Source organism: Paenibacillus marinisediminis (assembly GCF_054343325.1).
Genome location: NZ_JBTGUH010000009.1, coordinates 187,577 through 198,959, shown reverse-complemented (window position 1 = coordinate 198,959; position 11,383 = coordinate 187,577). Strand labels below are relative to the sequence as shown.

Below are 11,383 nucleotides of genomic sequence, written 5' to 3'. Positions count from 1 at the left end.
GCAATGGAGAAGGGGTTCCACGCGTACCCATCCCGAACACGACCGTTAAGCCCTTCATCGCCGATGGTACTTGGACCGCAGGGTCCTGGGAGAGTAGGACGTCGCCAAGCCAAAATAACACCCCACAGACTGGGTAACCCGTCCGTGGGGTGTTTGTTGTTCACAACTTATCCACAATTCCCGATTTTCCAAGGGATAACTTTAGAAAAACACACATCTTGACATTATCCACATGTGCGTAAGTATATAAACCAGCAATTTATACCGAGCTATCCCCAAGATGCTGCGGAAATGTTCATAATTAAGTGGATAATGAGGCTGCGAACTCGTGCTGTCCACAAATTCTCCCCATTTTCCAACACACTAGACATTTATAAGCCAAATGTTATGAACCATATTACTAAGATGATGTTAAGTATATCTGTAAAAGTCCCCACTGATCTCACACTCTACAATATCTCAAATACAAGAATTTCAATTTCTTAAATAAAATGTTCCTTGTTACATTAAGTGCAGAGCATATGAACAGCCCGCAAGTGACAGAATACATATTTGAGTTGGATAGATAAAGGAGAGTAACTTGGATGGATAACAAGATCAAATTGGCGATTATTTACTACAGCTCCACTGGAACTAACTATCAACTAGCACAATGGGCACAGGAAGCCGCTGAAGAAGCTGGTGCAGAAGTAAAATTGGTTAAAGTTCCTGAATTAGCACCACAAGCTGCGATCGACAGCAACCCGGCATGGAAAGCGCATGTTGAAGCTACACAAGATGTCCCAACTGCACATTTAAGTGACTTAGAGTGGGCAGACGCTTTAATATTCAGCGTTCCAATTCGCTTCGGCAATATGCCTTCTCAGATGAAGCAGTTCATGGATATGGCAGGCGGCCTGTGGGCACAAGGCAAATTGGCTAACAAGGTTGTAAGTGCGATGGCGAGTGCAGGCAATGCGCACGGTGGTCAAGAGGCAACCATTTTGAGCTTGTATACAACCATGTACCATTGGGGAGCGATCGTCGCAGCACCTGGATACACAGATCCTGTAACATTTGCAGCAGGAGGCAACCCATACGGTACAAGCGTTACTGTAGACCAAGACGGCAAGATGGTTGAGGATGTGCAGGATGCGGTTAAGCATCAGGCCAAGCGTACTGTAACTGTTGCATCTTGGGTGAAGCAAGGCCAGAGCAATTAATATTTAGGCTATGATAGCTGCTCTTTAGTGCGTGTGTTGGCTGAGGGGCAGTTTTTTTGTTACTATACATAGAAAATGGTTAACTACCAAGTCAGATCATGACGTACACTAAGCCAGTGCCATCTTTCAGAAATGTAAGCCAGTTCACAGTCAATTCGATACCAGAAATATCCCCTTTTCGATAAAGTTGTAGTAAGGAAAGGAGGTCGAGCAGCATGAAATCTATAACTAACCGCAGATCGAACCTTACTGTTCAAACTTCTACACGGATGACTCGTGGCGGAAATGAGGCGGCATACGCAAACAGATCACAGGATGATGCTAAGTTGACTCAAAGCTCCAAACGGCATAATTCGAAGCAAGGTGCGGCATGTGCGCAATCTCGATCTTCTGCGCGCGGAATTCGGTGGATCATCGCTGTACTGTGCGTCGCGCTTATTATACCAATAGTTGGTTGGTTCGGCTTAGTTCTAGCCGGCAATCAGTGGATAGATGAAGCGGAGTTGAATAATTACTATAACCAAGTGAATTCTAATGAGGTGCTGTCAAACGGTCAACCCATCGTGCGTGTAGAGGAAATGCCTCCGTATGTAATTGATAGCTTGATTGCCATTGAGGACCATCGATATTATTTGCATCCGGGTATCGATCCTGTAAGCCTGATGCGTTCTGTCTGGGTCAATCTGCAAGAGCAGAGTAAAGCACAGGGTGGCAGTACGATTACGATGCAGCTCGCCCGCAATCTATTCTTAAGCCAAGATAAGACGTATAGTCGTAAGATTAAAGAAGTAGCGGTTGCCGCCAATCTTGAATGGAGATACAGCAAAGAGGACATTTTAAACCTTTATCTGAATAAAGTATATTTTGGGCATGGAGTATATGGAATCGAAGCGGCGGCAAATTATTATTTTGGGAAGACCACGAAGTTAGACAGTGGGCTGCCAGTTGTGACTCAGGCTGAGACGGCCATGCTGGTAGGTCTCCTGAAAGCACCTGAGCATTATTCGCCGTTTAAGGATCCCGAAAGTGCACTGCATCGTCAGCAGGTCGTGCTGGACCGTATGCATGAGTTGGGCTGGTTAAGTGATTCAGAATGGCTCACAGCCATGCATGAAGAGCTGCATCTGAATACATCGTTTGTGAAGCAGGACCAACAGGACCAACAAGAGCCGAAGCTCCTAACGCGCAATTGACGATAAGTTGGCATTTAGATTAGGCATATAGGGAATCATTAATAAGCGCTGGGCGGTCGCTCTAGCGTATTTTTTTTTTTGGATGCACTTGCATTTTCATAATATTACTACTGCAACAAATTTCAATTCATTCTATAATAGTAACCAAATCAAGGAAGGAGGCATGCCATGAATGGATTGACCTGGGTGGTATTTGGTTATGCATGCATAGTGAATGCACTCGGTTACGCCTGGATGGCAGCGGACAAGCGTCGTGCTTCACGCCGCAAACGGCGAATTCCGGAACGACAGCTATTTCTGACAGCTTGGTTGGGCGGCGCGCTCGGCGTATTGATTGGAATGTATAACAAGCGTCATAAGACGCAGCATGTAACCTTTACAGCAGGGATACCGTTTATTCTGCTCGTAAACTTGTTGGTGTACGGTTTCATCATCATTCGATTCGGGTAATTGTATGTTATTAATCTACCAGCTCAATAGGGCTGCAGGAGACATGGATGAGGGGGATGCAGTATGAATTTTGTTCGAGTGCTAGTAGCTTATGATGGGTCGGAGCCTTCTATTAAGGCATTGGATCATGCAATACATATGGCAGAAACTAACGGTAAGGTTGAACTTCGCATCCTACACATCTTTCAATTACCGCAGTATTTCATAGGGGACGCTTTCGCGACAGCTTCTCCGCAGGTTAACGAAGAAATTTATGAATTCGCCATGCAACTGGAAACGCAAGCTAAGGAGAAGATCAGCTTCTTAGGCGACCGTGCTCAGGTTGAAGTGCTGCAAGGCCCTCCAGGCCAAGCGATCCTAGACTATGCTGACAAGGACCATTGTGATCTCATTATTATCGGAAGCCGCGGTCTAAGCGGTCTGAAGAAGTTTGTACTAGGCAGCGTCAGCTTGCATGTTGTTCAGAACTCTAAAGTGCCGGTGCTTGTTATGAAATAAATATGGAATGTGAAGATACAGAAGACCAGCATACTGCTGTCGAGAGATGGCGGTTCTGGTTTTCTTTTTTTGTTTGATATAACCGAACGATTCTTCGTGATTAAAAATTATTGTTCGCATTCTGTGTTGACACTAGATGTGAAGCCTTGTTAAACTGAAAATGATAATGTCGATAGTCGAACGATAACATTTATATAGAATGCATTCTCGTATAGTTCCGTAAATATGGACGGAAGTTTCTACCCGAAGACCGTAAATCTTCGGACTACGGGAATGACGGTACTCTGTGTTATTTGACGTGGTGGAGGATCGTCATTTTCATAATAGATACTTGCGCCAATCGGAAATGGATAGCTCCGTGCGGCTTTTTTTGTGTGGCTTAACATTTACTTGGAAGCAATGAATGGAGGACACAGGGATGAAGGACAGTAAGGTGGTTAAGGTTGGAGTCATAATGGGTTCTACTTCCGATTGGGAGACGATGAAGCGTGCTTGCGACATCTTAGATGAGCTGGATGTCGCATATGAAGCGCGCGTCGTTTCCGCGCATCGGACGCCGGACGAGATGTTCCGTTATGCGGAGACCGCGGAGGAGCGTGGCATCCGCGTCATTATTGCCGGCGCGGGCGGTGCCGCGCATCTGCCTGGCATGGTAGCAGCGAAGACAGTGCTGCCGGTTATCGGCGTTCCGGTGAAGAGCTCGAACCTGAACGGTCTGGATTCGCTGCTGTCCATCGTGCAGATGCCTGCAGGCGTGCCCGTTGCCACGGTAGCGATCGGCAACGCGGGCGCGACGAACGCGGGGCTGCTGGCAGCGCAGATGCTTGGCATGGAGGATGCCGCGCTGCGCGAGCGGCTTGCGAAGCGACGTGAACAGATCCGCGCGCAAGTAGTGGAAGCGGGGGATCTGGCATGATACGGAACGGAGCGCAGGAGCGCGAATCAAGCAGCAAGGCGGCGATGAAGCCGCTGCTGCCGGGCGCGACGATAGGCGTGCTGGGCGGGGGACAGCTTGGACGAATGATGGCCCTGGCTGGCATAGCCATGGGCTACCGCTTCGTCACGCTGGACCCAGCGGCGGACGCGCCGTGCGCGCAGGCTGCGCAGCATATCCGCGCGCCATATGATGATCTGGCGGCAGCGGAGGAACTGGCGAAGCGTTCCGATGTCATCACCTACGAGTTCGAGAATGTCTCACTCGATGTGGTGCAGGTGCTGGAACGCGAAGCGTATGTGCCGCAGGGCAGCCGCTTGCTGCAGACGACCAAGCATCGACTGCGCGAGAAGGGCGCGCTGACAGCGGCGGGCATCCCTGTCGCGCCGTATGCGGCGATTCACAGCTTGGACGATTTGGAGCAGCATCTGGCTGCTGTAGGCGGACAAGGTGTGCTGAAGACTTGTACAGGCGGCTATGACGGCAAGGGACAATATATGATTCGCCGTCCAGAGGAAGCGCGAGAAGCGTATGAAACATTGGCATCAACCGGCGCTGAGCTCGTGCTCGAAGCCTACATTCCATTCGTGAAAGAGCTGTCTGTTATTGCAGCACGCAATCCTAATGGAGATATTGCCACCTTCCCGGTTGCTGAAAATATACACCGTGATCACATCCTGCACCTATCCATCGTCCCGGCTCGTATCGCGACGCATGTGCTGGAAGAAGCAAAGCGTATCGCACACCGTATAGCGGAATCGCTTGAAGTTGTAGGTTTGATCGCGGTCGAGATGTTCCTTACAGAAGACGAGCAACTGCTTGTAAACGAGCTTGCACCTCGACCGCATAATTCTGGGCATTATACAATAGACGCCTGTCGAACTTCTCAGTTCGAGCAGCATTTGCAAGCGATCTGCAATTTGCCGCTTGGCGATACATCTCTTATGACGCCTGTCGTTATGGTAAACTTACTCGGAGAACACCAGTCAGACATGTTACAATGGTTAGCGAGTGAAGACTCGACGGCGAAGTCGCTAGGTGTGACACCGAAGCTGCATGATTACGGCAAGTCAGAAGCTCTGCCTAAGCGCAAGATGGGGCACATCAACGTGCTGGCTCCTGATGTCGAATCCGCGTTGGCTTGGGTGAAACAGACAAATATTTGGAGGAATCAACAACAATGATCGAACGTTATTCACGCCCGGAGATGCGGGCTATATGGACTGAAGAGAATAAATTCAAGGCATGGCTCGAGGTTGAGCTGTGCGCGTGCGAGGCATGGGCGGAGCTTGGGGTCATCCCGAAGGAAGATACAGTAGCGCTGCGTGCCAAAGCAGGCTTCGATATCAACCGCATCTACGAGATTGAAGCGGAGACGCGCCATGATGTCATTGCCTTCACACGTGCTGTGTCTGAGACGCTTGGACCTGAGCGCAAATGGGTTCACTACGGCCTGACCTCTACTGACGTCGTGGATACGGCGCTTGGCTACCTGCTGAAGCAAGCAAACGATATTCTCGATAAAGATATCGTGAACTTTATTGAAATATTGAAAAATAAAGCACTTGAATATAAAGATACGCCAATGATGGGACGTACTCACGGGGTTCATGCAGAACCAACTACATTTGGTCTGAAAATGGCACTCTGGTACGCCGAGATGCAGCGCAACCTGGAGCGTTTCCGTCATGCGGCAGACAGCGTGCAATTCGGCAAGATGTCCGGTGCAGTCGGCACATATGCCAACATTGATCCATTTGTTGAAAAATTCGTATGCGAGAAGCTGGGAACGAAAGCTGCCCCAATCTCAACGCAGACGCTTCAGCGTGACCGCCATGCGGAATACATGTCTGTGCTCGCATTGATCGCAACATCGCTTGATAAGTTTGCAACGGAGATCCGCGCGCTGCAAAAGAGCGAGTTCCGCGAAGTGGAGGAAGCATTTGCAAAGGGACAGAAAGGTTCTTCCGCTATGCCTCATAAACGCAATCCGATCGGCTGTGAGAACATCTCCGGTCTGTCTCGCGTGATTCGCGGACATATGATCAGCGCATATGAGAATGTAACGCTCTGGCATGAGCGCGATATCTCGCACAGCTCCGTTGAGCGTGTCATCCTTCCAGATGCGACGATGCTGCTTAACTACATGTTGAATCGTTTCATGAACATTGTGAAGAACCTTACCGTATTCCCTGAAAATATGAAACGCAACATGCAGCGCACTTATGGCGTGCCGTTCTCCGGCCGCGTTATGACGAAGCTGATCGACAAGGGCTGGAGTCGTGAGCAAGCGTACGATACAGTGCAGCCGCGCGCGATGCAGGCTTGGGAAGAGCAGCGCAGCTTCCGCGAAATTATCGAACAGACAGCTGAGATTTCATCGGTGCTGTCTGCTGAAGAGATTGAAGATGCATTCAATCCTTCCTGGCATCTGAAAAATGTAGATACAATCTTCCGTCAAGTAGGATTGTTGTCTTAAGCGAATAACGAATTGAAGCAGCCGCCGTGTGACTTAGGTCAGACGGCGGACATCGTTCCGGGTGTGATGTGGAGATACAGACACATCTGGTCTAGGGGAGAGGATCGAATGTCAACCGCAGCGATTTCTACGGCAGCAGATATAGTAAAGGCACCGCTATTGTATAAGGGGAAAGTACGTGAGCTATATGATTTGGGGCAGCATTATCTTATCGTCGTTACTGACCGCATCTCAGCGTTCGACTATGTACTAGATCCAGCGGTCCCTGAGAAGGGCAATGTGCTGAATCGTCTGAGCGCATTCTGGTTTGAAGCGACGAAGCATCTGATTGATAATCATGTCGTACATACCGATGTTGACCTGTTGGGAGACATCGTGACCGACAAAGAAGCGCTTCGTCATCGAATCATGGTCACGAAGAAGGCTGAGCGCATCGACATCGAATGCGTCGTGCGCGGTTACATTACGGGCGGCGGCTGGCGTCAATATAAGGAGACGCAGACCGTAAACGGAATTGCGCTGCCGGCTGGCATGCGCAAGAATGAACGCTTTCCGCAGCCGATCTTCACACCTGCGGCGAAAAACGATGTCGGTCACGATGAAGATATCTCATTCGATCGAATGACCGAGATCACGGGCGCAGACATCGCTAAGCAGCTGCGCGACAAGAGCATCCTGCTGTATGAATTCGCACGCAGCTATTGCGAAGAGCGCGGCATCATCCTGGCAGACTGCAAATTCGAATTCGGATTGGTGGACGGTCAACTGATCCTCATTGACGAGATCTTTACGCCAGACTGCTCTCGTTTCTGGGCGAAGGAGAACTACGCCCTGGATATCGAGATCGACAGTATGGACAAAGAGCCTGTGCGCACCTACCTTGCCAACTCGGACTGGGATAAAAACAGCAAGCCTGATCCACTCCCGCAGCATGTTGTAGACGAGACCACTCGCCGATACGTTGATATTCAAACGCGATTGATGAAGTAACATATGACTCCCAAGCCATGAGAATGGTTATGGGAGTCTTTTTGTTGCGGCTCAATCATCTTGGTGTAGAGTACCCACGCAATGCGTCTGTGTAATATTCCCGTGGCTCAGGAGAATAGGTGCTTCCGCAGCATGTTCGGGCAATATCCCTATGGCTCAGGAGAATAGTTGCTTCCGCAGTATGTTCGGGCAATATCCCCGTGGCTCAGGAGAATATGTGCTTGCGCAGTATGTTCGGGTAATATCCCTATGGGTCAGGAGAATAAGGTACTCCCGCAGTATGTTCGAGCAATATCCCAATGGATCAGGGAGGATAGGATGTATCCAGAAGAGTATCTGAGTATTATCCCCATTGGTCAGGGAGTCTGAGATAAAACGAGATTCTGAGTGAATGGGATAATAGTCAAACGGACTCTCAAGGGACATATCGTGATGAGCAGGAGAAATGTTGGTACTATGCGTTGGATTCATATGGGCTGGGTGAAAAGGGAGCTTCCGCAGTATGTTCGGGCATTATCCCAATGGATCAGGGAGGATAGGATGTATCCAGAAGAGTATCTGAGTATTATCCCCGTTGGTCAGGGAGCCTGAGATAAAACGAGAATCTGAGTGAATGGGATAATAGTCAAACGGACTCTCAAGGGACATATCGTGATGAACAGGAGAAATGTTGATACTATGCGTTGGATTCATATGGACAGGGTGAAAAAGGAGCTTCCGCAGTATGTTCGAGCAATATCCCCATAGTTCAGGGAAGATAGGATGTATCCAGAAATATATCTGAGTATTATCCCCGTTGGTCAGGGAGCCTGAGATAAAACGAGATTCTGAGTGAATGGGATAGTAGCCAAATGGACTCTCAAGGGACATATCCTGATGAACAGGAGAAATATTGATACTATGCGTTGGATTCATATGGACAGGGTGAAAAAGGAGCTTCCGCAGTATGTTTGAGCAATATCCCTATGGCTCAGGAAAATAGATGCTTCCGTAGCATGTTCCGGTAATATCCCCATGGATCAGGGAGTAAGGGGTGAATGCAGAAGAGTATCTGAGTATTATCCCCGTTGGTCAGGGAGTCTGAGATAAAACGAGATTCTGAGTGAATGGGATAGTAGCCAAATGGACTCTCAAGGGACATACCGTGATGAACAGGAGAAATGTTGATACTACGCGTTGGATTCATATAGACAGGGTGAAAAAGGAGCTTCCGCAGCATGTTTGAGCAATATCCCTATGGCTCAGGGAGTAAAGGGTGTATGCAGAAGAGTATCTGAGCGAATGGGATAGTGGTCAAATGGACTCTTAAGGGATATATCCTACGTGAGCAGGAGAAGTGATGGTGAGGAAGTTTTGACTCCCCGGCCGGTTGTGGCTGTGGGGGTTTTTCATTTGATATGGAAGAGTTGTCTAGATTGGTGGGAAAATATGTGAAGCGAGCGGGGGGATCTGGCAGAAGAGCTGGGCTAAGGGAGGCATTTGCAGAGCTAGATCAGGAACGGAAAATAGAAAGAATGGGTGTTTAAGTTAAATGGAATATGTTGACAATGGAAGGAAATGGAGGTATAGTGGATTACATGACTAACTAACCGATTTGGTGGTGGAGAAATGGGGCTTATTATTGATGACAGCCGCCCAATCTATATGCAGATTGCTGAACGGATTGAAGATGATATTATTAAAGGTTTGCTCTTGGAGGAGTCGCAGGTGCCTTCGAAGATGCAGATCGCAACGTTCTATCAGATTAATCCGGCAACTGCCGCGAAGGGGGTAAGTCAGCTGATGGATCAAGGGATCTTGTATAAGAAACGGGGCATCGGCATATTTGTGGCAACTGGCGCACGTGAGAAGCTGATGGAGCAACGGAAGGAACAATTCTATGAGCAGTATGTGGTGGCGATGATTCAAGAGGCGGAGAAGCTGGGCATTACAGCAGAGCAACTGTCAAACATGATTAAGAGGGGGGCGAAGCGGGATGAATAGTGTCATTGAGTTGAATCGACTAAGTAAGGCTTACGGAAATGTGAAAGTTATTGATAATGTCAGCCTTACAGTAGAAGCGGATAAGATCTACGGACTCCTTGGACGCAATGGAGCCGGGAAGACGACGATTATGCATCTGATTACAGCGCAGCTATTTGCGACAAGCGGTGAACTGAAGGTGTTTGGCGAGCATCCGTATGAGAATGAGCGTGTGCTCAGTCAGATCTGCTTCGTGAAGGAAAGCCAGAAGTATCCGGAAACGTACTGCGTTAAGGATGTATTGGAAGTGTCTCAGCTGTTCTTCCCGAATTGGGATCGGGATTATGCCTATTCATTGATTAAGGATTTTCGACTTCCGTTGAAGCGGAAAATGAAGAAACTGTCACGGGGGATGCAATCTGCGGTTGGTATCATTGTTGGGCTTGCAAGTCGGGCGCCGTTGACGATATTTGATGAGCCTTATCTGGGGCTTGATGCAGTTGCGAGGAGCTTGTTCTACGATCGACTGCTTGAGGATTATGGCGCTCATCCACGGACGATCATACTGTCTACGCATCTGATAGACGAGGTCAGTCAACTGCTGGAGCATGTACTGGTCATCGATAACGGTAAACTTATTATGGATGAGGATGCCGACGATCTGCGCGGCAAGGCTTATACGGTGGTAGGGCCGGCATCCAAGGTAGACAGCTTTACAGCAGGCAAGGAAGTTATTAATCGCTCACCATACGGGGCCTTGGCGTCTGCTACGGTATATGGGGGCTACCATGCCGGTGTTAAGCAGCAGGCAGAGGCGTTGGGGCTGGAGCTGGCGACGGTATCGCTGCAGCAGCTGATCGTATATATGACTCGCGGTCAAGCAGGATATAAGGAGGTTAAGATATAATGAATCGAGCATCCGGTGTGTTGAAAATGCATATGCGCGATAAATTCTCCTGGTATATGCTCCCTTGGATGATCATGCTGTTCAGCTTCTTTGTCAATTTGATCATTGGCTTCTTCATCAAGTATAGTGCTTCCGAAACTTTTTTTATTACAGGAGGCATATCCTCGATCTTTGTCTATATGTTGATTATCGGGATGGTCAGCTTATCTCAATCCTTCACCTATACGCTAGGGATGGGCGTACGTAGAACGGATTATTTTAAAGGAACCATGGCGATGGTAGGGATCGTAGGCGCAGCAACTGCGATTGCTCTAGCTGTATTAGCTAAGATTGAAATCGATCTGACAGGCGGATGGGGAGTGCAGCTGCGGTTTTTTAATTTGCCTTATCTCAATGACGGTTCCTTTATCGAGCAAATAGTTGTCTATTTCAGCTTATTGGTGAATCTATTCCTGTTCGGATTTGTCATAGCATGTCTGTATCGCCGTTTCGGAGGATGGGGCGTGATCGGATTGTGTTTAGGCCTGTTGCTAATAACCAGCATAGGGTCGTTCGTTATGACCTACTACGAGTTATGGGGGCAAGCATTCGAATGGTTTATCCAATACTCAGCGGTACAGCACTCGATCTGGCTGCTTGGCGCTGCTGTTATCTATGCGATATTCTCTTATCTGATGCTGAGCAAATCGACTACTTTAGCAGGGATATCATGAAATGGAATAACGTGTAATCCTGTCTAATACCGCCCGAATATGGCTTCAGGCGGTA

At 48.6% G+C, this 11,383-nt stretch carries 11 protein-coding genes, 1 rRNA gene and 1 riboswitch; all 12 genes read left to right on the top strand.

Annotation, left to right across the window (positions count from 1 at the left end):
* A 5S ribosomal RNA gene (gene rrf, locus ACXX53_RS18620) occupies positions 1 to 110 on the top strand; the annotation flags it as partial.
* Between the two features lie 474 nt (positions 111 to 584).
* Positions 585 to 1,202, top strand: coding sequence for an NAD(P)H:quinone oxidoreductase (wrbA, locus tag ACXX53_RS18615; RefSeq protein WP_458570186.1), 618 nt, complete (start codon positions 585 to 587; stop codon positions 1,200 to 1,202).
* A gap of 215 nt (positions 1,203 to 1,417) precedes the next feature.
* A complete protein-coding gene (locus ACXX53_RS18610) occupies positions 1,418 to 2,395 on the top strand; it encodes a transglycosylase domain-containing protein (protein WP_458570185.1) in 978 nt (325 codons plus the stop codon).
* 168 nt (positions 2,396 to 2,563) lie between these two features.
* Positions 2,564 to 2,845, top strand: coding sequence for a DUF1294 domain-containing protein (locus tag ACXX53_RS18605; protein ID WP_458570184.1), 282 nt, complete (start codon positions 2,564 to 2,566; stop codon positions 2,843 to 2,845).
* 63 nt (positions 2,846 to 2,908) lie between these two features.
* The gene (locus ACXX53_RS18600; protein WP_458570183.1) at positions 2,909 to 3,343 is read left to right on the top strand and encodes a universal stress protein; all 435 of its coding nucleotides are present in this window, start codon (positions 2,909 to 2,911) and stop codon (positions 3,341 to 3,343) included.
* Positions 3,344 to 3,530: 187 nt separating this feature from the next.
* Positions 3,531 to 3,631: riboswitch (purine riboswitch) on the top strand.
* A gap of 130 nt (positions 3,632 to 3,761) precedes the next feature.
* On the top strand, positions 3,762 to 4,259 hold the full coding sequence (gene purE / locus ACXX53_RS18595; RefSeq protein ID WP_458570182.1) for a 5-(carboxyamino)imidazole ribonucleotide mutase: 498 nt from the start codon (positions 3,762 to 3,764) through the stop codon (positions 4,257 to 4,259).
* Positions 4,256 to 5,461, top strand: a complete 1,206-nt coding sequence (gene purK / locus ACXX53_RS18590) for a 5-(carboxyamino)imidazole ribonucleotide synthase (protein ID WP_458570181.1) — start codon at positions 4,256 to 4,258, stop codon at positions 5,459 to 5,461. The genes purE and purK overlap by 4 nt, the downstream gene beginning before the upstream one ends.
* A complete protein-coding gene (gene purB, locus ACXX53_RS18585) occupies positions 5,458 to 6,756 on the top strand; it encodes an adenylosuccinate lyase (protein WP_458570180.1) in 1,299 nt (432 codons plus the stop codon). Before purK ends, purB begins: the two co-directional genes overlap by 4 nt.
* A 108-nt stretch (positions 6,757 to 6,864) precedes the next feature.
* Positions 6,865 to 7,746: a phosphoribosylaminoimidazolesuccinocarboxamide synthase gene (locus ACXX53_RS18580; RefSeq protein ID WP_458570179.1), complete on the top strand. Its 882-nt coding sequence runs from the start codon at positions 6,865 to 6,867 to the stop codon at positions 7,744 to 7,746.
* A 1,608-nt stretch (positions 7,747 to 9,354) separates the two neighbouring features.
* Positions 9,355 to 9,729, top strand: coding sequence for a GntR family transcriptional regulator (locus ACXX53_RS18575; RefSeq protein ID WP_458570178.1), 375 nt, complete (start codon positions 9,355 to 9,357; stop codon positions 9,727 to 9,729).
* On the top strand, positions 9,722 to 10,615 hold the full coding sequence (locus tag ACXX53_RS18570; protein ID WP_458570177.1) for an ABC transporter ATP-binding protein: 894 nt from the start codon (positions 9,722 to 9,724) through the stop codon (positions 10,613 to 10,615). Before ACXX53_RS18575 ends, ACXX53_RS18570 begins: the two co-directional genes overlap by 8 nt.
* Complete coding sequence (locus ACXX53_RS18565) at positions 10,615 to 11,328, top strand: hypothetical protein (protein ID WP_458570176.1); 714 nt, start codon at positions 10,615 to 10,617, stop codon at positions 11,326 to 11,328. The genes ACXX53_RS18570 and ACXX53_RS18565 overlap by 1 nt, the downstream gene beginning before the upstream one ends.
* The last annotated feature ends 55 nt before the right edge of the window (positions 11,329 to 11,383 follow it).

Bases quoted from the DNA above. Each gene is read 5' to 3' on its own strand.
- ACXX53_RS18570 (WP_458570177.1), top strand. From the start codon at position 9,722: ATGAATAGTGTCATTGAGTTGAATCGACTAAGTAAGGCTTACGGAAAT.
- purE (WP_458570182.1), top strand. From the start codon at position 3,762: ATGAAGGACAGTAAGGTGGTTAAGGTTGGAGTCATAATGGGTTCTACT.
- ACXX53_RS18610 (WP_458570185.1), top strand. From the start codon at position 1,418: ATGAAATCTATAACTAACCGCAGATCGAACCTTACTGTTCAAACTTCT.
- ACXX53_RS18575 (WP_458570178.1), top strand. From the start codon at position 9,355: ATGGGGCTTATTATTGATGACAGCCGCCCAATCTATATGCAGATTGCT.
- ACXX53_RS18565 (WP_458570176.1), top strand. From the start codon at position 10,615: ATGAATCGAGCATCCGGTGTGTTGAAAATGCATATGCGCGATAAATTC.
- purK (WP_458570181.1), top strand. From the start codon at position 4,256: ATGATACGGAACGGAGCGCAGGAGCGCGAATCAAGCAGCAAGGCGGCG.
- ACXX53_RS18600 (WP_458570183.1), top strand. From the start codon at position 2,909: ATGAATTTTGTTCGAGTGCTAGTAGCTTATGATGGGTCGGAGCCTTCT.
- ACXX53_RS18605 (WP_458570184.1), top strand. From the start codon at position 2,564: ATGAATGGATTGACCTGGGTGGTATTTGGTTATGCATGCATAGTGAAT.
- wrbA (WP_458570186.1), top strand. From the start codon at position 585: ATGGATAACAAGATCAAATTGGCGATTATTTACTACAGCTCCACTGGA.
- purB (WP_458570180.1), top strand. From the start codon at position 5,458: ATGATCGAACGTTATTCACGCCCGGAGATGCGGGCTATATGGACTGAA.
- ACXX53_RS18580 (WP_458570179.1), top strand. From the start codon at position 6,865: ATGTCAACCGCAGCGATTTCTACGGCAGCAGATATAGTAAAGGCACCG.